The sequence below is a fragment of the Massilia sp. genome, from assembly GCF_046293535.1.
Taxonomy (GTDB): domain Bacteria; phylum Pseudomonadota; class Gammaproteobacteria; order Burkholderiales; family Burkholderiaceae_D; genus Telluria.
In genome coordinates this window covers 1-20389 of record NZ_JBKBOV010000034.1, presented here as the reverse complement: position 1 = coordinate 20389, position 20389 = coordinate 1, and the positions used below count along the sequence as shown (strand labels likewise).

21 protein-coding genes and 1 pseudogene are annotated in these 20389 nt (G+C 67.7%); 17 read left to right on the top strand and 5 right to left on the bottom strand.

Annotated features, from left to right (window positions below; all coding sequences use genetic code 11):
- The first annotated feature begins 14 nt into the window (after positions 1-14).
- Positions 15-551 carry a FixH family protein gene (locus ACK4S9_RS16935; protein WP_409727902.1) on the top strand — a complete coding sequence of 179 codons (537 nt, stop codon included), beginning with the start codon at positions 15-17 and terminating at the stop codon, positions 549-551.
- Here ACK4S9_RS16935 and ACK4S9_RS16930 read toward each other — a convergent pair whose 3' ends face one another.
- Complete coding sequence (locus ACK4S9_RS16930; RefSeq protein ID WP_409727899.1) at positions 552-1022, bottom strand: hypothetical protein; 471 nt, start codon at positions 1020-1022, stop codon at positions 552-554.
- Positions 1023-1138: 116 nt separating this feature from the next.
- Entirely contained in the window at positions 1139-1900 is a 762-nt protein-coding gene (locus ACK4S9_RS16925) for a ThuA domain-containing protein (protein WP_409727896.1), read from the bottom strand.
- A gap of 291 nt (positions 1901-2191) precedes the next feature.
- Between ACK4S9_RS16925 and ACK4S9_RS16920 the strand changes: the two genes are divergently transcribed.
- The 5 genes from ACK4S9_RS16920 (at position 2192) to ACK4S9_RS16900 (ending at position 7374) form a co-directional block, all read left to right on the top strand.
- Complete coding sequence (locus ACK4S9_RS16920) at positions 2192-4024, top strand: DUF885 domain-containing protein (RefSeq protein WP_409727893.1); 1833 nt, start codon at positions 2192-2194, stop codon at positions 4022-4024.
- Positions 4021-5400 (top strand): serine hydrolase domain-containing protein, encoded by a 1380-nt coding sequence (locus tag ACK4S9_RS16915; protein ID WP_409727890.1) that lies wholly within the window; start codon positions 4021-4023, stop codon positions 5398-5400. Before ACK4S9_RS16920 ends, ACK4S9_RS16915 begins: the two co-directional genes overlap by 4 nt.
- Positions 5400-5972 carry a hypothetical protein gene (locus ACK4S9_RS16910; protein ID WP_409727887.1) on the top strand — a complete coding sequence of 191 codons (573 nt, stop codon included), beginning with the start codon at positions 5400-5402 and terminating at the stop codon, positions 5970-5972. Before ACK4S9_RS16915 ends, ACK4S9_RS16910 begins: the two co-directional genes overlap by 1 nt.
- 94 nt (positions 5973-6066) lie before the next feature.
- On the top strand, positions 6067-6495 hold the full coding sequence (locus tag ACK4S9_RS16905) for a VOC family protein (protein WP_409727884.1): 429 nt from the start codon (positions 6067-6069) through the stop codon (positions 6493-6495).
- A gap of 45 nt (positions 6496-6540) precedes the next feature.
- On the top strand, positions 6541-7374 hold the full coding sequence (locus tag ACK4S9_RS16900) for a metallophosphoesterase (protein ID WP_409727880.1): 834 nt from the start codon (positions 6541-6543) through the stop codon (positions 7372-7374).
- 9 nt (positions 7375-7383) lie between these two features.
- Here the strand turns inward: ACK4S9_RS16900 and fnr are convergent, their stop codons facing one another.
- From fnr to ACK4S9_RS16885, 3 genes are all read right to left on the bottom strand, one after another.
- Positions 7384-8148 carry a fumarate/nitrate reduction transcriptional regulator Fnr gene (gene fnr / locus ACK4S9_RS16895; RefSeq protein ID WP_409727877.1) on the bottom strand — a complete coding sequence of 255 codons (765 nt, stop codon included), beginning with the start codon at positions 8146-8148 and terminating at the stop codon, positions 7384-7386.
- A 189-nt stretch (positions 8149-8337) separates the two neighbouring features.
- Positions 8338-9987 carry a hypothetical protein gene (locus ACK4S9_RS16890; RefSeq protein ID WP_409727875.1) on the bottom strand — a complete coding sequence of 550 codons (1650 nt, stop codon included), beginning with the start codon at positions 9985-9987 and terminating at the stop codon, positions 8338-8340.
- A gap of 19 nt (positions 9988-10006) precedes the next feature.
- Positions 10007-10471: a hypothetical protein gene (locus ACK4S9_RS16885; RefSeq protein ID WP_409727872.1), complete on the bottom strand. Its 465-nt coding sequence runs from the start codon at positions 10469-10471 to the stop codon at positions 10007-10009.
- Positions 10472-10849: 378 nt separating this feature from the next.
- Here ACK4S9_RS16885 and ACK4S9_RS16880 point away from each other — a divergent pair, with 378 nt between their 5' ends.
- The 11 genes and pseudogenes from ACK4S9_RS16880 to ACK4S9_RS16830 form a co-directional block, all read left to right on the top strand.
- A complete protein-coding gene (locus tag ACK4S9_RS16880; protein ID WP_409727869.1) occupies positions 10850-12334 on the top strand; it encodes a cytochrome ubiquinol oxidase subunit I in 1485 nt (494 codons plus the stop codon).
- A complete protein-coding gene (gene cydB, locus ACK4S9_RS16875; protein WP_409727866.1) occupies positions 12324-13331 on the top strand; it encodes a cytochrome d ubiquinol oxidase subunit II in 1008 nt (335 codons plus the stop codon). The genes ACK4S9_RS16880 and cydB overlap by 11 nt, the downstream gene beginning before the upstream one ends.
- On the top strand, positions 13331-13459 hold the full coding sequence (locus ACK4S9_RS16870) for a DUF2474 family protein (protein ID WP_409727863.1): 129 nt from the start codon (positions 13331-13333) through the stop codon (positions 13457-13459). Before cydB ends, ACK4S9_RS16870 begins: the two co-directional genes overlap by 1 nt.
- Positions 13460-13552: 93 nt before the next feature.
- Positions 13553-14242, top strand: coding sequence for a molecular chaperone (locus ACK4S9_RS16865; protein WP_409727860.1), 690 nt, complete (start codon positions 13553-13555; stop codon positions 14240-14242).
- Positions 14243-14256: 14 nt separating this feature from the next.
- Positions 14257-14508 carry a formate dehydrogenase gene (locus ACK4S9_RS16860; RefSeq protein ID WP_409727857.1) on the top strand — a complete coding sequence of 84 codons (252 nt, stop codon included), beginning with the start codon at positions 14257-14259 and terminating at the stop codon, positions 14506-14508.
- Positions 14509-14553: 45 nt separating this feature from the next.
- Positions 14554-17373, top strand: a complete 2820-nt coding sequence (locus ACK4S9_RS16855; protein ID WP_409727854.1) for a formate dehydrogenase subunit alpha — start codon at positions 14554-14556, stop codon at positions 17371-17373.
- Between the two features lie 40 nt (positions 17374-17413).
- On the top strand, positions 17414-18097 hold the full coding sequence (gene fdh3B / locus ACK4S9_RS16850; protein WP_409727851.1) for a formate dehydrogenase FDH3 subunit beta: 684 nt from the start codon (positions 17414-17416) through the stop codon (positions 18095-18097).
- Positions 18094-18321 carry a hypothetical protein gene (locus ACK4S9_RS16845; RefSeq protein WP_409727848.1) on the top strand — a complete coding sequence of 76 codons (228 nt, stop codon included), beginning with the start codon at positions 18094-18096 and terminating at the stop codon, positions 18319-18321. Before fdh3B ends, ACK4S9_RS16845 begins: the two co-directional genes overlap by 4 nt.
- 10 nt (positions 18322-18331) lie before the next feature.
- A complete protein-coding gene (locus ACK4S9_RS16840; RefSeq protein WP_409727845.1) occupies positions 18332-19411 on the top strand; it encodes a formate dehydrogenase subunit gamma in 1080 nt (359 codons plus the stop codon).
- 8 nt (positions 19412-19419) lie between these two features.
- Entirely contained in the window at positions 19420-19875 is a 456-nt protein-coding gene (locus ACK4S9_RS16835) for a hypothetical protein (protein WP_409727842.1), read from the top strand.
- Positions 19876-19913: 38 nt separating this feature from the next.
- Positions 19914-20389: pseudogene (locus ACK4S9_RS16830) on the top strand (hypothetical protein); the annotation flags it as partial.

Below are 20389 nucleotides of genomic sequence, written 5' to 3'. Positions count from 1 at the left end.
AAGGAACAGACAACATGCAAACGAACATGCGCCTCCAGCCGGCCGAACCATGGTACCGGCACCGCTGGCCCTGGTTCCTGATGATCGGCCCGGTGCTGGTGCTGGTCGGCGGCGTCGTCATGATCTGGCTGGCGACCAGCCGGCCGGACGCGATGGTGGTCGGCGACTACTACAAGCAGGGCAAGGCCATCAACCAGGAACTGCGGCGCGACCGCGCCGCGAGCCGCCTCGGCTTGCGCCTCGAAGCCAGCTACGACGCCGCAGCCGGGCGCATCACCGGCACCCTGCTCAGCCATGGCGAGCCGGTGCGCGCAGCCTTCCACATCCGCCTCGCGCACCCGACCCAGCCGGAACGCGACCGCGTCCTGGAAGCCTTGCCGGACGCCCGCGGCCGCTTCGTGGCACAGGCGCCGGCGCTGGAGGCGACCCACTGGCAAGTGGTGGCGGAGGGCGGGGCGCGCGACTGGCGCCTGGCGCGCAGCTGGAGCTGGCAGCGCGAGCCGGTGCTGGAAATCGTGGCGGACGCGCAGCCCGGGAGCGGGGAAGGATGATCAATGGCCCGCCGCCGCCCGGTAGCCGGCAATCAGCGCGGCCGCGAACGGAATGGCGCAGATCGCGGCCAGGCCGATCAGGAGCGGCGCCGCCCAGGAACGGCGCGCATAGCCTTCGCCATGGTGGTCGTCGACGTGCCTGATCTGCGGATAGGCCGACAAGCCTACCCAGGCGCCGAACAGGACCAGCGAGCTCCACCAGGGCGCGACCAGATCGTCGCGGCCGAGCAGGGCGCCGGCGGCGCCGGCGACGGCACTGGCCAGGGAAATCAGGAGTAGTCCGGCGAACCAGCAGCGCGCCTGGCGGGCCTGGCGCGGCTGTCCCAGGCGTTCCCAGTTGCGCATGTGGAGCCAGGCCCCGAACGCCGGTGTGAGGGCCAGGCTCCAGAGGGCGGCGGCCGTGGGGTTCCACAGCACGATCGCCCCGTCATCGCGGATGACACTGTCTGCTGCCGCTACTGTCGTCTCCATGCTTGCCTCCATTTGATTGCCAAGTGGAAACAGCTTAATCGCCCAGCGCGGCGCCGTTCTTGAGATGCGGCAGCAAGGCGGCCTGCCGCGCCAAGCCCCTTGCGCTACGCGCACATCTAGTCGGCCTTGAAGCCGCGCCCGGTCGCCGCCCAGTAGATGCCGCCATACAGGTGGTGCAGGAAGACCGGGTCGCGGTAGGTCGCCTGCATGTGGCCCAGGGCCGTGTAGAAGGCGCGGCCGCCATCGTAGGCCTGGTACCAGCTGACCGGGTGGAAGGCGCCCATGCCCCGGCTCTTGCCGGTCTCTGGCTTGTAGGTGGACTCGTCCACGCTCAGGAGGTAGTTCAGCTTGGGGGAAGTGGGCGGGCCAAACTCATACCATTCCTCGGTGAACAGGGTGCGCGGCGCAAAGCGCTCCATGCCGGGGAAGTTGCGATCCCGCACCTGCAGCACGGCGGTCTGCACCGCCGGGTGCACCTTGAACATGTGGCCGACCATCCTGGTGTACCAGGGCCAGCCGTACTCCGTATCCGAGGCGCTATGCACGCCCACGAAGCCGCCGCCCTTGCGGATGTAGCGCTCGAACGCGGCCTGCTGCTGCTCGTCCAGCACGTCGCCGGTGGTGAGCAGGAAGACCACGGCCTGGTACTTGGCCAATTCGGCGTCGTTCATCACGCGCGCCGGATCGGCGGTCCAGAAGACCTTGAAGTCGTGCAGCCTGCCCAGTTCCTCGACGGCGGTCACGCCCGCATGCACGGCGTCGTGGTGCCAGCCGGCGGTCTTGGTGAACACGAGGACGCTGAACTGCTGGGCCTGCGCCGGCGCGGCGGCCAGCAGGGAAGCGGCCAGCAGGGCTGGCGCCATGAAAGAATATTTCATTTATGTCTCACATTTGAATTATTGTTTCACCACTGGTGAGGTGGTGAGCCGAGCGGATGCGCTCGGCAATAATAGTTCAAACATCGAACTTATGGGGCGTGACGGGCTCGGATGCCGTTCCCGCCGCACTTCGGACGCTGCCCGCCGCGCCTGGACAGATGCTGTCCTGCAAGCCCGTACGTACTACGCCAGCGTTGTTTCCTTGAGCTTTTCCATGGTAGATTCCTGCGCGGCAAGCACGGCGCGCGCGCCGTCGACCGACACGACAACGACCAAGGAAACGAGACCAAGATGCCATCCCTCCGCCAGCGCAGCCTGCGCGCCGCCATTGCCGCCCTGTTCATCCCCGCCGCCATCGCGGCGGCAAGCCTGCCGAGCGCCGCCTTGGCCGCGCCCGCGGCCAAGGCGTCTAGCGCCAAGCCGAACAAGGCCTTCGATACCTGGGCCGACAAGTTCGCCGAAGACTGGGTGCGCCTGAACCCGCAGATGGCGACTTCCACCCAGTACTTCAGCGGCGCCGAGCAGGCCAGGCTGGACCGCGAACTGACGCCGATGACCCGCGCTCACCGCCAGAAGATGCAGGCCCTGGCCAGGACCGGCCTGGCGCGCCTGGACAAGTGGATGGCCGGCCCGCTCGACGAGAACCAGCGCATCTCGGCCGCGGTCATGCGCTGGTCGCTGCAGAACGTGATCGCCAACGAGCCATACGAGGACCATGCCTTCGTGTTCTCGCAGTTCAGCGGCGTGCAGGTCGGCCTAGTCAACTTCATGAACACCACCCACCCGCTGCGCAATCCGCAGGACCTCGACAACTACCTGGCCCGCCTGGAGCAGGTCGGCACCCGGATGGACGAGGCGCTTGCGCGTGCCCGCGAGGCCGCCGCCAAGTCCCTGATCCCGCCGCGCTTCATCCTCGAACGCGCGCAATTCCAGGTCGACAGCTTCCTCAAGCCGGCGGCGAACGAGAACGTGCTGGTGACCTCGCTGGCCCAGCGTACCGAGAAAATGGAAGGCCTGAATCCGGACACCCGCAACGCCGCGCTGGCGCGCGCCGCCCGCATCGTGGACGAGCGCATCCGCCCGGCCTACAAGCGCGTGCAGGAATTCATGGCGGAGATCCATCCGCGCACCGGCGACGTGGCCGGCATCTCGCGCCTTCCGAACGGCAGCGCGGCCTATGCGCGCGCGGTCGAGAACTTCACCAGCACCAAGCTGACCCCGAACGAGATCCACGAGATCGGCCTGCGCGAAGTGGCGCGCATCGAGGGCGAGATGGACCGCCACCTGCGTTCGCTCGGCCTCACCGAGGGCAATATCGAAACCCGCATGAAGCAGCTCGACGCGCGCTTCCAGCCGAAAGGCGAAGGCGACCCGCGCGCCGCCATCATCGCCAGCTACGGCGAGATGGTGAAGGACGCCGAACGCAGGAGCGCCCCGCTGTTCAACCTCAAGCCGCGCGCGCCGGTCGAGGTGCGCCGCGTGCCGCCGCTGACCGAGCCGTCGGCCGCCGCCCACTATACGCTGCCGGCGCCGGACGGCACCCGTCCGGGCATCTTCTGGGTGCCGCTGCGCGGGCCGACCTTCGACATGATCCGCATGCGCAGCCTGGCCTACCACGAGGCGGTGCCTGGCCACCACTTCCAGCTGGCGATCCAGCAGGAGCTGACCGGCATCCCGAAATTCCGCAGCCAGCGCATCTTCAGCGGCGGCAGCGCCCACGCGGAGGGCTGGGCGCTGTACACCGAGCGCCTGGCGGTGGAAGAGGGCTGGTACGAAGGCGACGTGCCGGGCCTGTTGGGGGCGCTCGGTTCGGAACTGTTCCGCGCCCGCCGCCTGGTGGTCGACACCGGCCTGCATTCGAAGGGATGGACGCGCCAGCAGGCGATCGACTACGGCATCGGCGCCCAGGAAGTCGAGCGCTACGTCGCCTGGCCGGGCCAGGCCAATGCCTACATGATCGGCATGCTGCGCATCATCGACCTGCGCGAGAAGGCCAAGAAGGAGCTGGGCGAGAAGTTCTCGCTGGCGGGCTTCCACGACCTGGTGCTGGGCGCGGGCTCGGTGCCGCTCGACGTGCTGGGCGAGCTGGTGGACGGCTGGATCGCCAAGCAGAAGAAGGCTTGAAGCCTTCCATGAAGTCGGCGCTGGCCACCCTGGCGCTGTCGGCGCTGTCATGCGCGGCCGCGGCCGCGCCCTTGTCCGCGCAGCAGGCCGTGGCCTTGACGCGGCAGCTCCAGGCCATCGTCGATGACCCCGCCATCCCGCTGCCCGGGCTGGCGGTGGTGGCGATCCGCGGTGGCGAGATCGTCTACAGCCGCCAGTTCGGCCACAAGCGCCTGGCCAGCGCCACCCTGCCTGCGCAGCCGATGGATGCCGACACGATGTTTCGCATCGCCTCGGTGTCCAAGCTGGTGACCGCGCTGGGCGCGATGAAACTGGTGGAGCAGGGCAGGCTGGCGCTGGACGAGGACGTGAGCAATTATCTCGGCTACCGGCTGCGTAACCCGCACTTCCCGGACCAGCCGATCACCCTGCGCATGCTGCTCACGCACACCTCCTCGCTGCGCGACGCGGGCGGCTTCAAGTTCGACCCGGCGGTCGACCTGAAGGAGGTCTTGCAGCCGGGCGGGCGCCTGCACGGCAAGGGCGCCATGTGGTCCAGCACCCATGCGGCGGGGCGCTACTTCGAATACGTCAACTTCAATTCCGGCATCGTCGCCACCATCATGGAGCGCGCCGGCGGCGAGCGCTTCGACCGCCTGATGCGGCGCCTGGTGTTCGACCCGATGGGGCTGAAGGCCGGCTTCTACCTGGCCGATTTCGCACCCGCCAAGGTGGACGATGCGGCGACGCTGTACCGGCGCCGCGAAAAGGACGGCGACGAGCGCTGGGACCGGCAAGGGCCCTGGATCGCGCAATCCGACGACTTCCATCTGAATCCGCCGCTCGCGCCCCCGGGCCTGGAGCGCTACGTGGTGGGCAGCAACGGCACGGTGTTCGGTCCGCAGGGCAGCCTGCGCATCTCGGCGGGCGAGTTGGCGCAGCTCATGCTGATGCTGATGAACGGGGGTTACCATCGGGGCCGGCAGATACTGCAGCCGGCGACGGTGGCCGCCATGCTGTCGCGGCAGTGGACGCTGGACGCCGACGGCGGCAACGGCGACAGCGACAACTTCCACGGCCTGTATCACGCCTGGGGCCTGGGCAACCAGCATTTCCTCGACGTCAGCATCGTCAAGGACGGCCGGGCCAGCGGCGACCGGCTGGTGGAGGGCGGCGGCTTCACCGGCGTCGGCCACCTGGGCTGGTCCTGGGGCCTGAACGCCTTGTTCGTGTTCGACCCGCGCACGAAGAACGGCATGATCTACGTGGCCAGCGGCGTGGGCGACGACCCGGACCGCCACCCGGGGCGCTTTTCGTCGGAGGCGCGCTTCCAGGAGCGCATCACTGACGCCCTGTACCGCGGCGCGCTCGCCGCACCGAAGAAAGGAGAACCTTGATGCCCGACTGGCTGCGCGTGCTTGCCTGCGTCTTGTTCTGGATGGCATCGATGGCACTGTTCAGGCGCTGGCTTGCGCACAGCCGCCAACGCGCGGATCGGACAGCCGGCAATCACGTGCGGCACACGTATGTCATGCTCATCATCGGCGTGGCGGGCGTGCTGTGCTTTGCCGCGGTCCCGGTGGCGGCGCATGTCCTGCCGATCGAGGGGACCAACGCGGTGTCGACTGTGTTCTTCGTCGCCATGATGCTGCTGCCGGCCTACCTGGTGGCCGACTACCGCTACGCCCGGCACCTGGTGTCCGAAGATGGCATGGATTTCGGGCGGCCGACGGGCACGCGCCTGGCCTTCCGCTGGGACGAGGTGCGCGCGATCCGCTACGGCAACCTGGGGCGCTGGTTCAAGATCGAGCTGCAATCGGGCGAGATGCTGCGCGTCCCGATCGTCATGGCGGGCCTGCCCGCCTTTGCGGACCAGGTGCTGCGCCACGTCCCGCCGGCACGCATCGAGAGGGAAAGCTTGCGCATGCTCGAGCGCACCGCCCGCGGCGACTTGCCGCCCGTGTCCTGAGGACTGCCGGACAAGCGTTGTCCTCGCGCGTTTTTGCCCCTACACTGCGTGTTCACACGCTGTAATTCATGACAATCTTCCCCGGGAGCGCAGCATGGAAACACAGGAAATCTACCGCGGCCGTCTCATCGACCACATCCAGCTCGTGGTCAGGGACCTGCCCGCCTCGCGCAGGTTCTACGGGGCCGTGTTCGGGGTGCTGGGCATTGCGCTGGGTGGTGAGGGCGACGATTATTTCTGGGCCGACGAACTGTTCGTTTCCAGCCGCGACAGCCAGGCCGCGCAGGGCGTACTCACCGGCCGCCACCACCTGGCCTTCCAGGCGCGCGACCGCAAGATGGTCGACGCCTTCTATTTCGCCGCCCTGGCCGCCGGCGGCAGGGACAACGGCCGCCCCGGCGAGCGCGCCTACCATCCGGGCTACTACGGCGCCTTCGTGCTCGACCCGGACGGCAACAACATCGAGGCGGTCTACCACGGCGAGGCCAAGCGCAGCGCGCCTCACGTGCGCGTCAGCTTCTGAGACGGCGGCGCAGCCAGCGGCGGAAACCGCTATACTGCGCCGACCATGCGCATCCAGCTTTTCTCCGACCTGCACCTCGAACGCTACGCCGGTTTCCATCCGCAGATCCGCGCCGACACCGACGTCGTCGTCCTGGCGGGCGACATCGGCTCCTACCAATCCGGCTCGCGCCTGACCGACGCTGATTTCGGTCTCGAACGCTTTTCGCCCCTGCGCCCCGGCGCGGCCAAGGCACGGGTCCTGTACATCCCCGGCAACCACGAATTCGACGGCCTCGACTACCACGAGGCCCATGCGCGCCTGCGCGCCAGCTGCGCGCGCCTCGGCATCGAATGGCTGGATCGCGAAACGCTCGTCATCGGGAACATCCGCTTCATCGGCACCACCCTGTGGAGCGACTTCGACGCGCTGGCGCTGCAGGAGCAGGACCTGACGAAGCAGCTGCAAAAGCGCGAAAAGGCCTTCCGCGCCGCCAACTGGTATCTGTCGAAGAACACCACCTTGAAGAACGGCGAGAAGGTGCTGGCCGAGGGCATCCGCGAGATGGCGCTGGAGTGCCAGGCCTGGCTGCGCGGCGCGCTGGCGGCGCCTTTCGACGGCACCACGGTGGTGGTGACCCACTTCGCCCCCAGCCTGCGAAGCGCCGATCCGCGCTATGGCCTCACGCCCGGCACCGCGGGCTTCTGCAATGCGCTCGACGCCTTGTTCCCGCAGGCCGAGGTCTGGATCCATGGCCACCTGCACTGCGCCAACGACTACGTGGTCAGCGGCGTCGAGGCCGGCCGGCCCTGGTCCTGCCGGGTGGTGGCCAACCCGCTCGGCTACCTCAGCAAGGGCGAGCAGGAAGCCTTCCGCCCGGACCTGGTGATCGAGCTCTGATCCGGTCTGCTAGCCCATCGGGCTGCAGACCTCGGTGCCGGCGGCCAGCGCCTTGAGCCGGGCCGGGTCGAGCAGGGTGACTTCGCGCTTGTCCACCTGCAGCCAGCCCTGCTTCTTGAAGCGCGACAGCAGCCGGCTGATGCTTTCGATGGTGAGCCCGAGGTAGTTGCCGATGTCCTCGCGCGACATGCGCAGCTGGAAGCTGTTCGGCGAATAGCCGCGCGCCGCGTAGCGTGCCGACAGGTTGACCAGGAAGACGGCGAAGCGCTGCTCGGCCCGCATATTGCCGAGCAGCAGCATGACGTTCTGTTCGCGCGTGATTTCCTGGCTCATGATGCGGTGGAAGTGGCGCAGCAGGGCCGGCACGTGGCCGAACAGCTCTTCCAGGCGCGCGAACGGGATCTCGCACACCTCGCTGTCCTCGAGGGCCACGGCGTCGCAGTGGTGGGTGCCGCTGATCGCGTCCATGCCCAGCAGTTCGCCGGCCATCTGGAAGCCCGTGATCTGGGCTTCGCCGGCCGCGTTCACCTGGTAGGTCTTGAAATGGCCGAAGCGCACCGCGTACAGGTTGCGGAAGGGCTCGCCCATGGCGTACAGGCGCTCGTCGCGCGCCAGGCGGCGGCGCCGGCCGATGATCTGGTCGAGGCGGTTGATGTCGGCGTCCTCGAGGCCCATCGGCAGGCACAGTTGGTGCATGCTGCAGGCGCTGCAACTGGTCTTGAGGGCCTGGATGCTGACCGGCGCTTCGCCCGGAAGCGAGATGGGTTGGTTCATGACGAGGACAGGAAAATGCGGACGCGACCATTATAGACAAAGGCCGCGTTCGTGGCTTTCATTTCCAGAATACAGTAGGGTGGTCGGCTCTGCCGACCGCGCGTCCGGCTGTCAGTCGAATAGACGTTCCATCGAATCAAAGACGGTTTGAACGCGCGGACGGCGAGCCGTCCACCCTACAAGTCCCGATTACAGGTGATGCCGGTGCTGCGCCTTCATCCTGTAATACTCCTGGCGGCCCTTGGCGCGCACGGTCGCGGCGATCTCGGCTGCTTCCTGCGCCGCCTGGTTCACGGTCGCGAAGGCGTCGGCGTTCCCCTTGAGCGCTTCCACGGCCTGCTGCGACTGCGCCGTGCCGGCCAGCGCCAGCCCGAAGGTGGCCGATACCGCCATCTCGGCGGCCAGGGTCTCGAGGGTCGGCGCCACCACGTCCTGCATCGCCTTGGCCGCCTGCGTCTCGGCGCTGGCCTGGGGCGCCGCCAGCGTGCGCGCCAGGTCCATGTCGCTTGCGACCCGCGCCAGGAAGTCGAGCGCGGCGCGGCTGCCGGACTGGTTGGCCAGGTCGCCCAGGCGCAGCAGGGCCGTGTTCTTGGCGTTGAACACGGCGCGGCCGGCGCGCGGGCTTTGCACGAAGTCGATCATGGGCTGGACCGCGATCTCGCTGCCGATGTGGCCGAGGGTGGCCACGATCTGGGTCAGGAACTCCTCGTGCCGTTCCGGCTCGTTTACCAGCCAGTCGAGCAGCAGGCGGGCATCCTGCTCGCCGTACTGCGAGGCCAGTTCCCAGGGCACGCCTTCCACCCAGTGGCGCGAGACGAAGTCGCGCACGTCGGCCGGCAGCGCCAGGCCGCCGGCGCCGCAGGAGCAGGCCGCCGCCGGCATCACCTTGCCCGTGATGTTGAGCGGACCCGAAAGGAAGGTCGAGGATTCCGCCGCGTTGACGACGTTGTGGTCGGTGCCGACGGACGGGTACATGACCGCGCGCGGGTCGTCGGTGCGGTGGCCCAGGCCGCAGTTGTGGCCGTATTCGTGCACCCAGATCAGGCCTTCCTGGTCGGCGGTGAAGCGCACCGCGGCCACGTTGACCGAAGCGCTGCCGACCGGGGCGCAGCCGATGATGCTGTCGCCGGGGCCGCCGCACCAGCGGATCGCCTGCACGATCTTGACCCCGCTGCCGGCGCTCAAGAGGGCATTCAGGTCGCTGGATGTCTGGATGGTGCCGGGGATGTTTGCCGGCAGCACCCGGACCGCGCCGTTGCGCACGAAGCGCACCGGGGTCGCGACGTCCGGCCCGGTGTCGTCGTTCTGGAGGATGGCGCCCATGTCGGCCAGGATCCTGTCGGCCTCGGCCTCGCTCAGGGCCACGCTGCCGTGGCGGTGCACCGTGACCGAGACCGTGCGCAGGCCGGGCGGCGCGACCGGCGGGTTGACGATCAGGTAATCGGCGTAGAGCGAGATGTCGGCGCTCCACTCGATGTTGACCCAGATGTCGACGCCACCCGCGCGCGGGGCGACGTTGTGCAGGGTGTAGCGCGCCGCGCCGATGAACTTGCCGGCCGGTGGCCCGCCCGGCACGCCTTCGCCGACGGCCACGAACACCTGCGAGCCGGGCTGGATCAGGTCCCAGTTGAGCCGCAGCAGCCATTCGCCGCGGCGCATGCCCCAGTCGTGGCGGTAGGTAAAGCCGGTGCCCTGCAGCGCCGGCTGCAGGCCCTGGGCGCCGACGCTCGCTTCGGCGACGGCCCAGGGGCCCTTGGTGGTTGATGAGTCCGCCCCCTCCTGCGTTCCGGGGTCGAGCAGCAGTGCGGCGTCCTGGTCGAGACGATCATTTGGTGCCATGCGATTCTCCTGGTGCGGTTCAAGGGTTGATGATCAGGTAATCGGCGTAGAGCGAGATGTCGCTGCTCCACTCGATGTCGACCCAGATGTCGACGCCGTTCCAGCGCGAGGCGACGTTGTGCAGGGTATAGCGGGCCGCGCCGATGAACTTGCCGGCCGGCGGGCCGCCCGGCACGCCTTCGCCGATCGCCACCAGCACCCGCGACGGGGGCTGGACGACATCCCAGTTCAGCCGCAGCACCCACTGCCCGCGGCGCGTGCCCCAGTCGTGGCGGTAGGTGAAGCCGGTGCCGCTCAGTTCGGGCTCGGGCTGGCCGGCGCGCGCTGGCGCGCCGCCGAACAACTGCCGGACGGCGCCCGGGGCGGCATCCTGCCGCAGTTCGCGAAAGCTCGCCGGCATGGCCGAGGAAGCGACCAGCACGTCGGCAGCCCCGGCGCCCGGGGCCAGCCGCGCCGCGGCCGGGTGTATCTGATTGTCAGTCAAGACCATCTCCTTTCACATCGACGATCGATGGATGGCCCGGGCCACCGGGCCGCCGGATCGCGAGTCCGCCTGCATGCTGGATAGACAGGATTCCGGCTGCCGCCGGGCTCGAATCGTCAGCCAATATAGACGAGTGGATTGGGCCTGCTGAACCGATCTGACAGGTCATTAATATGGATCAGTGGCTTCGAGTTTTCTGTGGAAGAGAAAGCTTTCAATCCCGAAAGCTGGCCTGGCCTTGTGCGGGTATAAAAACCACTCGCAGGCGGCGCAAACCGGGTTTTTGGCGTATCGAATCGACACGCTCTAGCGTGCGCGCCTATCCGGCATGCTAGATTCTGGACACCACAAGGGAGTACGAGAGCAAAAGGGGCCCGCATGTTCGGTTTGTCCGCTTTGGATCTGGCGCGCGTGCAATTCGCGTTCACGATGTCCTTCCACATCCTGTTTCCGGCGATAACGATTGGCATGGCAAGCTACCTGGCCGTGCTCGAGTTGTGCTGGCTGAGGACGAAGCGCCAGGTCTACGTCGACCTCTACCACTACTGGCTCAAGATCTTCGCCGTCTGCTTCGGCATGGGGGTGGTGTCCGGCATCGTGATGGCCTACCAGATCGGCACCAACTGGAGCTACCTGTCCGAGTTCGCCGGCAGCATCCTGGGGCCGATCCTGTCCTACGAGGTGCTCACCGCCTTCTTCCTCGAAGCCGGCTTCCTCGGGGTGATGCTGTTCGGCTGGACCCGCGTCGGCCCGGGCCTGCACTTCGGGGCCACCTGCGCGGTCGCGATCGGCACCCTGATCTCGTCCACCTGGATCCTGGCCGCCAACAGCTGGATGCAGACCCCGCAAGGCTACGCCATCGAGGGCGGCCGCATGGTCCCGGTCGACTGGCTGGCGATCGTGTTCAACCCTTCCTTCCCGTATCGCCTGCTGCACATGGTGATCGCCGCCTATCTCACCACGGCCCTGATCGTCGGCGCCACCGGCGCCTGGCAGCTCCTCAAGGGGCGCGACAACCCGGCGGTGCGCAAGATGCTGTCGATGGCGATGTGGATGATCCTGCTGGTGGCGCCGATCCAGGCGGTGGTGGGCGACTTCCACGGCCTGAACACCCTGAAGCACCAGCCGGCCAAGCTGGCCGCCATGGAAGGGCACTGGCAGAACGAGGGCGACAAGGCGATCCCGCTGCTGCTGTTCGGGGTGCCCGACATGCAGGAGGAGCGCACCAAGTACGCGGTCGGGATCCCGCACCTGGGCAGCCTGATCCTCACCCACACCTGGGACGGCCAGTTCCCCGGGCTGAAGGACTTCCCGCGCGAGGAGCGGCCGAACGCGCTGATCGTGTTCTGGAGCTTTCGCCTGATGGTGGGGCTGGGCCTGCTCATGATCCTGCTTGGCGCCTGGAGCCTGTGGCTGCGGCGCAAGCGGGCAGGGGAGGCGCGACTATGGACCAGCCGCCCTTTCCTGCGTTTCGCCTTGTGGATGGGGCCGGCGGGCCTGGTCGCCATCCTGGCCGGCTGGACCACCACCGAGGTGGGGCGCCAGCCCTGGGTCGTGTACGGGGTGCTGCGCACCGCCGATGCCGTCTCGCCGCATGGCGCCGCCGAGCTCGGCCTGACCCTGGCGCTGTTCGTGGTGGCCTATCTCTTCGTGTTCGGCACCGGCACCGTCTACCTGCTGCGCATGATGCGCAAGGGGCCGCAGCGCTTCGCGCTGCATACGCCTGCCCAGGGCGGTCCGGGCGAGGAGCGCACGCCGAGCCGGCCGCTGTCGGCCGCCGACGTGCAGAACGACGACGACGAAGGCGAGGCCAGACCGGATCTGCTGGGTCGCGACAAGGAGGAACCCCGTCATGGGCATTGACACCACCGTCATCTGGGCGGTCATCATCTTCTTTTCCGTCTTCATGTACGTGCTGCTGGACGGCTTCGACCTCGGCATCGGCCTGCTGTTTCCCTTCACGCCGAAAAAGCGCGACCGCGACACCATGATGAACACCGTGGCGCCGGTCTGGGACGGCAACGAGACCTGGCTGGTGCTGGGCGGCGAGGGGCTGCTGGCGGCCTTCCCGGTGGCCTATTCGATCATCCTGTCGGGCCTCTACCTGCCGCTGATCTTCATGCTCATCGGCCTGGTGTTCCGCGGGGTGGCCTTCGAGTTCCGCTTCAAGGCCAAGGAGCACGAGCGCCACCGGTGGGACAAGGCCTTCATCGGGGGCTCGGTGGTGGCCAGCTTTTTCCAGGGCGTCTCGCTGGGCGCTTTCCTCGACGGCATCGCGGTATCGGGGCGCAGCTATGCCGGCGGCCCGCTCGACTGGATCGCGCCTTTCCCGCTGCTGGCCGGGCTCGGCGTGATGATCGCCTACACCCTGCTGGGCGCCACCTGGCTGGTCATGAAGACCGAGGGCGAACTGCATGCGCGCATGGTGCAGGTGGCGCGTCCCTGCGCGTTGGCGCTCCTGGCGGCCATCGTCATCGTCAGCATCTGGACCCCGTGGCGCGACCCGGCGGTGGCCGCGCGCTGGTTCAGCTTCCCCAACATCGTGTTCCTGGCGCCGGTGCCGGTGCTGGTGACGGTGTTCATCGTGCTGCTGCTGCGTTCGCTCAGGCGCGACCCGCACCGGCTGCCCTTCGTCGCCTCGCTGGCCCTGATCTTCCTCGGCTACAGCGGCATGGCGATCAGCATCTGGCCGCACATCGTGCCGCCCTCGATCTCGATCTGGGAAGCGGCCTCGCCGCCGTCCAGCCAGGGCTTCGCCCTGGTCGGGACGCTCTTTATCCTGCCCATCATCCTGATGTACACCTCCTGGTCCTACTGGGTGTTCCGCGGCAAGGTCAAGGCCGACGCGGGGTATCACTGATGGCAAGCCGGCGCGAATGGACGCGGCGCCTGGCCTGGCTGGCGGCGCTCTGGCTCGGCGGCGTGCTGTCGCTGGCGCTGGTGGCCTACGCGATCCGTACGATCATGCACGCACTGGGTATGCGCTGAGGCAATTAATAGCGCCTTGTCATCAACCGTGCGCGGCCCCCTGCGAGGGAGGGCTACACTGCAGGTGACCCTTTGCCACAGGAGAGCAGCACCGTGTCCCACCCTGACGCGCCGCAGATCGACCGCCCCGCCGACCCCGTCAATACCGTCGCCGTACCGCTACCGCTGTCCGGCGAGGACCAGGCGCGCGCCGATCTTTACGCGCTGCTGTCGCGCCTGCTGCTGGCGGCGCCGGATGCCGGCCTGCTGGACGCGCTGGCGCACGCCGACCCCATCCTTTCCGAAGGCGGCGATCCGGCCCTGGAGCAGGCCTGGGAAGCCTTGACGCTCGCCTCGGGCGTGATGGACCCGGGTGCCGTGGCCGAGGAATTCGACGCGCTCTTCGTCAGCGTCGGCACGCCGCCGCTCAATCCCTATGGCTCGCGCTACCTGGCCGGCTACATGAACGACACCCCGCTGGCCGAACTGCGCGCCGACCTGGCGCGCTTCGGCATCGGCCGGGTGCGCGGCGTCGGCGAGTTCGAAGACCACCTGGGGGCCTTGTGCGAAACGATGCGCGTCCTGATCAGCGGCGCTCCCGGCATCGCGCGCCAGTCGCTGGCGCGGCAGGAGGCCTTTTTCGAAGTCCACATCGCACCCTGGTACGAGCGCTGCCTGGCCGACATCGCGGGCGCCGAAGGGGCGAATTACTACCGGCTGGTCGCGCGCCTGGCCGGCGCCTTCCTCGCCATCGAAGCGCAAGCCTTCGTGGTCGGGGAAGCGCTCACCGAATCATCCGTTTAAGCGAGAGGCACAGCATGGAACAGCATCCGCAAGGCTTGGAACAGGGACCGGACGGCAAGCCGGCCGGCCCGCAGCACGGACAGCCGGACCGCGGCCGCCGCGGCTTCCTGAAGGCCGCGCCGCTGGGGGCGCTGGCCGTCGTGGCCGGCACGGCCGAGGCCAGCGAGGCGGCGGCGCCCGTCCCGGCGGCGGCGCCGCAGGTCAAGCGCGGCTACCACGAAACCGAGCACATCCGCCGTTACTACGAGACCGCCGCATATTGGTGAACCGGCGGGCAAGCCGCCTTGAATGAACGATAGGGGAGAACCAGCATGTCCCTCGTGAAGTCCGTCCGCGACAGCGGACTCAAACGGCGCCGCTTCCTGGTCGGCGCCGGTGTCGCCGCCGGCGCCGGCGCCCTGGCCCGGCAGCTGCCGCTGAACGTGATCGAACCGGCCAAGGCCGACCAGGCGCCCGGCGCCCCGGTGCCCACCGAGATCAAGCGCACCATCTGCAGCCACTGCTCGGTGGGCTGCTCGGTGGACGCGGTGGTGGCCAACGGCGTCTGGGTGCGCCAGGAAGCCGCCTTCGACTCGCCCATCAACATGGGCGCGCACTGCGCCAAGGGCGCCTCGGTGCGCGAGCACGCCTTCGGCGAGCACCGCCTGCGCTACCCGATGAAGCTGGTGAACGGGAAGTACGTGCGCATGTCCTGGGACCAAGCCATCAACGAGATCGGCGACAAGCTGATCGAGTTGCGCCAGAAAGCCGGCCCCGACGCGCTGATGGTGATCGGCAGCTCCAAGCACAACAACGAGCAGGCCTACCTGCTGCGCAAGTGGGTCTCGTTCTGGGGCTCGAACAACTGCGACCACCAGGCGCGCATCTGCCACTCGACCACGGTCGCGGGCGTGGCCCAGACCTTCGGTTACGGGGCCATGACGAACTCCTTCAACGACTTGCATCATAGCAAGGCCGTCCTGTTCATCGGCTCCAACCCGGCCGAGGCCCACCCGATCTCGATGCTGCACTTCCTGCACGCCAAGGAACTGGGCGCGAAGATGATCGTCATCGACCCGCGCTTCACCCGCACCGCGCGCTTCGCCCACCACTACGTGCGCGTGCGTCCCGGCACCGACATCCCGCTGGTGTGGGGCATGCTCTGGCACATCTTCCGCAACGGCTGGGAAGACAAGGAATTCATCGCGGCCCGTACCTACGGCATGGAGGACGTCCGCAAGGAAGTGGCAAAATGGACGCCGGACATCGTGTCCGACATCACCGGCGTTCCCGAGGAATCGGTGCGCATGGCGGCCGAAATGCTGGCCACGAACAAGCCGTCGTCCGTGGTCTGGTGCATGGGAATCACCCAGCACACCGTGGGCACCGCCAACGTTCGCGCGCTGTCCATCCTGCAGCTCGCGCTCGGCAATATCGGCAAGCCGGGCGGGGGCGCCAACATCTATCGTGGCCACGACAACGTGCAGGGCGCGACCGACGTCGGTCCGAACGGCGACTCGCTGCCCGGCTACTACGGTATCGCCGAGGGCGCCTGGAAGCATTTCGCGAGCGTCTGGGGCGTCGACTACAACTGGATCCTGTCGCGCTTCGGTTCCAAGGAATTGATGGAAAAACCGGGCATCACGGTGTCGCGCTGGTTCGATGCCGTCAACGAGAACAGCGACTACGTCGACCAGCCGAGCAACCTGCGCGCGGTGTTCTATTGGGGACACGCACCCAACAGCCAGACCCGCCTGCCCGACATGAAGGCGGCGATGCAGAAGCTCGACATGCTGGTCGTGATCGATCCCTATCCGAGCATGACGGCCTCGATGCACGGCCGCACCGACGGCGTCTACCTGCTGCCGGCCGCCTCGCAGTTCGAAACCTCGGGTTCGTGCACGGCCTCGAACCGCAGCATCCAGTGGCGCGAGCGCGTCATCCTGCCGCTGTTCGAGTGTAAGAGCGACCACGAAATCATGTACCTGTTCGCCAAGAAGCTCGGCTTCCACAACGAATTGTGCAAGAACATCAAGGTGGTGCTCAACGAGCCGGTGGTCGAGGACATCCTGCGCGAGATCAACCGTTCCTGCTGGACCATCGGCTACACCGGCTGCTCGCCGGAGCGCCTCAAGCTCCACATGGAGAACAAGCACACCTTCAACCCGACTACCATGCGCGCCGACGACGGCCCGTGCAAGGGCGACTACTACGGCCTGCCCTGGCCGTGCTGGGGCACGCCGGAACTGAAGCACCCGGGAACCCCGATCCTGTACGACCTCAACAAGTCGGTGGCCGAAGGGGGATTGCCCTTCCGTGCCAATTGGGGCGTCGAACACGATGGCGAGTCGCTGCTCGCGGCCGATGGTTCCAGCAACAAGGACAGCCAGCTCGACACCGGCTATCCGGAATTCGACCATGTGTTCCTGAAGAAGCTCGGCTGGTGGGCCGAACTCACGCCGCAGGAGCAGGCCATGGCCGAGGGCAAGAACTGGAAGACCGACCTGTCCGGCGGCATCATCCGCGTGGTGATCGCCCACGGCTGCGCGCCTTTCGGCAATGCGCGCGCGCGCTGCAACGTCTGGAACTTCCCGGATCCGGTACCGACCCACCGCGAACCGCTGGCCTCGCCGCGGCGCGACCTGGTCGCCAAGTACCCGACCTACGACGACAAGGCCAACTTCTGGCGCCTGCCGACCCTGTACAAGTCGGTGCAGGATGTCGACTACTCGAAGGATTACCCCCTGATCATGACGTCCGGGCGCCTGGTCGAGTACGAGGGCGGTGGCGAGGAAACCCGTTCCAACCCCTGGCTGGCCGAACTTCAGCAAAACATGTTCATCGAGATCAATCCGCGCGACGCGGCCCAGATGAGCGCCCGGATCGGCGACTACGTCTGGGTCGAAACCCCGACCGGTGCGCGCATGAAGATGATGGCAATGGTCACCGAGCGGGTGCCGATCGGCCTGGTCTGGATGCCCTTCCACTTCGGCGGCTGGTGGATGGGCGAAGACCTGGAGCGCCATTATCCGGAAGGCGGGGCCCCGACCGTGCGCGGCGAGGCCTGCAACACGGGCTGGACCTACGGCTACGACACGGTGACGATGATGCAGGAAACCAAGGTATCGCTGTGCCGGGTCGTCAAGGCCTGATGCGCATCGCCAACTACTGAACAGAGCGGAGGAGAACAGCATGGCCGCGAGGATGAAATTTATCTGCGACACGGAGCGCTGCATCGACTGCAACGGCTGCGTGACCGCATGCAAGAACGAACACGAGACTCCCTGGGGCATCAACCGCCGCCGCGTGGTCACGATCAACGACGGCATCCCCGGCGAGCGCTCGGTATCGGTCGCGTGCATGCACTGCACCGATGCGCCCTGCCTGGCGGTGTGCCCGACCAATTGCATCTACCATACCGAGGACGGCATCGTCCTGCACAGCAAGGACCAATGCATCGGCTGCGGCTATTGCTACTACGCCTGCCCGTTCGGGGCGCCGCAGTTCCCGGAAACCGGCTTGTTCAACCATCGCGGCAAGATGGACAAGTGCACCTTCTGTGCCGGCGGCCCGGAACCGGATACGTCGGAAGCCGAGTTCAAGAAATACGGCCGCAACCGCATCGCCGAGGGCAAGCTGCCGGCCTGTGCCGAGCAATGCGGCACCAAGGCCCTGCTGGGGGGCGAGGCCAACCAGATCGCCGACATCTATCGCCAGCGCGTCACGACGCGCGGCTATGGCCCGGAACTATGGGGCTGGAAGATCGCCTACGGCCGGCCCAAGGGCGGCGGCGAGATCAAGGCCAAGGGCGATCTGCCGCGCACCAACCAGATCATCGGCGACGTACAGAACGATCCAGGGAGGTTCCCGCAATGAGCAAGCTCCGTTCGCATTCCCGCTACCTGATCCTGGTCCTGCCGCTCCTGCTGACCGGCTGCCTGGAAGTCGACCAGTTCCCCGGCTGGCTGCACGGCGAGTACGCCGGCAAGGAAGACCAGCGCCATTTCCAGGCCCGCTTCCACGGCGACCGCTTGGCATGGTCGGCCACGATCCAGAACCGTGCCATGAAACAGAACGAATACAACCGCGCCAATCCCTGAGGAGCCGACCATGCACGCCAAACTCTTGCGGGCCGCCCTGGCCCTGGTGCTTGCGCTCATGTTGCCGGCGGCCTGGGCCGGCGTGCCCAACGAGAAGGCCAAGCCGGCCTACGCCGAGGAGCAGACCATGCTCCAGATCGAGGGCGATTCGGTGGTGCCGGAACCCGGCCTGTTGAACCCTTCCTCCGGGCGGGTGCACATGGATCGCCATTTCCTGGGACAGTACGGCGCCACCGAGGCGAATGTCATCGTCCAGCGCGGCGGCAACACCTGGCGCCACCTGCGCAACGGTCCGCTCGCCACCATCGCCGGCTTCATCCTGCTGGCCGTACCGCTGCTGATCCTCGTGTTCTACAGGGCCGTGGGCCCGGCGCGCGAGGAGCCGGCCTCGGGGCGCCGCATCCAGCGCTTCACCAAATGGGAGCGCAACGTGCACTGGGCCACGGCCTACAGCTTCATCGCGCTGGCGATCACCGGCATCATCATCATGTACGGCAAGAAGATCATGCTGCCATGGATGGGGCACGACCTGTTTTCCTGGGTGGCCATCATCTCCAAGTACCTGCACAACTTCGTCGGGCCGGTGTTCATCGTCTGCTCGGTGCTGATGTTCATCACCTTCCTGCGCCGTAACTTCTTCCGGCGCCATGACTGGCAATGGGTCAAGCAGGGCGGCGGACTGGTGTCGCACAAGCACCCTCCAGCCGGCTTCTTCAATGCCGGCGAGAAGGCCTGGTTCTGGCTCGGCGTGACCCTGCTCGGCATCGTCATGTCGATCACCGGCCTGATCCTGAACTTCGTCACCTTCGGCCAGACCCGTTACGTACTGCAGGTGGCCAACTACCTGCACATTGCTGGTTCCGCCCTGTACATCGCCGCCGCCATGGGCCACATCTACATCGGCACCTGGGGCACGCCGGGCGCCTACCAGGCCATGCGCGAAGGAACGGTCGACGAGAACTGGGCTGCGACCCACCATTCGATGTGGCTGGAAGAAGTCAGGAACGGTACGGCGACCGACCCTGCCCACCGCCCGCATCCCGACGGCGCCCCGGTCCGTCCCAACCCACGCCCGGGTCCGGCCCATTGAGGACTACCATGAAAGCATCCACTATCCTGATTCAGGGAACATTGGCAGCGCTGGCCGTGCTGGCCGCCGGCTGTGACCGCGGGCGTGCCTCGAGCGTGGACGGCGTCGCCCAGACCAAGTATCCCGGCCAGGTCACGGCCGGGGGCGCGACCGCCGGCACCATCATTGCGCGTACCGCCAAGCCCACCGTCAACGCCACCTACGCCGGCGGCACACCCGGGATCGCCGGCGGTTCCGGAGGCACTACGTCCGGTGCGGAGACCGGGGGGACGGTGCGCGAGACCGGACAGGGACCGACGTCCGGCGTCACCCCGCCGTCCGGCACCCAGGAAGGCACGCGCAAGCCGCCCGGGGACTACGGCGAACCGAAGGCACCGGCGCCGGGCACCGTGGAAGCACCCGCCGCCACGAACATCGCACCGAAAGCCCCGGCCGACCAGGGTAGCTTAGGGAGGCAACAATGAACCGACATCTCCGACTCGCCTATGCGCTCGCCGGCTTATTGGCGGGTAATCTGGCCGCCCATGCGGCGCCGCAGGCCGTGCCAGCCCAGCAGCCGGCTCCTGCCGGGCAACAGGCTGCGACGCAGCCACAGGCGCCGAACCCGCAACCGGCCGCAGGGCAGCAGCCGGCCGCGGGGCAGCAGCCGGCGCAGGCCCAGCAGATGACGCCTGCGCAGCAGGAAGCGGCGGCCAAGAAGGCGGCGGCCGACGCCAAGGCGGCCAAGGACAAGGAAGCCCTGTCGGCGTCGATGGATGCGCTCGCGTCGCGCTGGCGCGCCCAGGCACCGCAAAAGGGCTGGCGCATCAATGTGCCGGTGACGGTGGCCAGCGCACCGGCGGGCGCCGCCGCGGCGTCCGGAGCGTCGCCATCCGTGAACGCGGCGGGCATAGCGGGCCCCGGTACGACGGCGCCCGGAGCGGTGGCCAACCCGGTGCCGCCCGGGGAGGCTCCGCGCGGCGCGGCGCGCGCGGCCGC

Excerpts from the sequence above, each read along its gene's own strand:
- ACK4S9_RS16935 (WP_409727902.1), top strand. The coding sequence starts at position 15 with ATGCAAACGAACATGCGCCTCCAGCCGGCCGAACCATGGTACCGGCAC.
- ACK4S9_RS16930 (WP_409727899.1), bottom strand. The coding sequence starts at position 1,022 with ATGGAGACGACAGTAGCGGCAGCAGACAGTGTCATCCGCGATGACGGG.
- ACK4S9_RS16925 (WP_409727896.1), bottom strand. The coding sequence starts at position 1,900 with ATGAAATATTCTTTCATGGCGCCAGCCCTGCTGGCCGCTTCCCTGCTG.
- ACK4S9_RS16920 (WP_409727893.1), top strand. The coding sequence starts at position 2,192 with ATGCCATCCCTCCGCCAGCGCAGCCTGCGCGCCGCCATTGCCGCCCTG.
- ACK4S9_RS16910 (WP_409727887.1), top strand. The coding sequence starts at position 5,400 with ATGCCCGACTGGCTGCGCGTGCTTGCCTGCGTCTTGTTCTGGATGGCA.
- ACK4S9_RS16905 (WP_409727884.1), top strand. The coding sequence starts at position 6,067 with ATGGAAACACAGGAAATCTACCGCGGCCGTCTCATCGACCACATCCAG.
- ACK4S9_RS16900 (WP_409727880.1), top strand. The coding sequence starts at position 6,541 with ATGCGCATCCAGCTTTTCTCCGACCTGCACCTCGAACGCTACGCCGGT.
- fnr (WP_409727877.1), bottom strand. The coding sequence starts at position 8,148 with ATGAACCAACCCATCTCGCTTCCGGGCGAAGCGCCGGTCAGCATCCAG.
- ACK4S9_RS16890 (WP_409727875.1), bottom strand. The coding sequence starts at position 9,987 with ATGGCACCAAATGATCGTCTCGACCAGGACGCCGCACTGCTGCTCGAC.
- ACK4S9_RS16880 (WP_409727869.1), top strand. The coding sequence starts at position 10,850 with ATGTTCGGTTTGTCCGCTTTGGATCTGGCGCGCGTGCAATTCGCGTTC.
- cydB (WP_409727866.1), top strand. The coding sequence starts at position 12,324 with ATGGGCATTGACACCACCGTCATCTGGGCGGTCATCATCTTCTTTTCC.
- ACK4S9_RS16870 (WP_409727863.1), top strand. The coding sequence starts at position 13,331 with ATGGCAAGCCGGCGCGAATGGACGCGGCGCCTGGCCTGGCTGGCGGCG.
- ACK4S9_RS16860 (WP_409727857.1), top strand. The coding sequence starts at position 14,257 with ATGGAACAGCATCCGCAAGGCTTGGAACAGGGACCGGACGGCAAGCCG.
- ACK4S9_RS16855 (WP_409727854.1), top strand. The coding sequence starts at position 14,554 with ATGTCCCTCGTGAAGTCCGTCCGCGACAGCGGACTCAAACGGCGCCGC.
- fdh3B (WP_409727851.1), top strand. The coding sequence starts at position 17,414 with ATGGCCGCGAGGATGAAATTTATCTGCGACACGGAGCGCTGCATCGAC.
- ACK4S9_RS16845 (WP_409727848.1), top strand. The coding sequence starts at position 18,094 with ATGAGCAAGCTCCGTTCGCATTCCCGCTACCTGATCCTGGTCCTGCCG.
- ACK4S9_RS16840 (WP_409727845.1), top strand. The coding sequence starts at position 18,332 with ATGCACGCCAAACTCTTGCGGGCCGCCCTGGCCCTGGTGCTTGCGCTC.
- ACK4S9_RS16835 (WP_409727842.1), top strand. The coding sequence starts at position 19,420 with ATGAAAGCATCCACTATCCTGATTCAGGGAACATTGGCAGCGCTGGCC.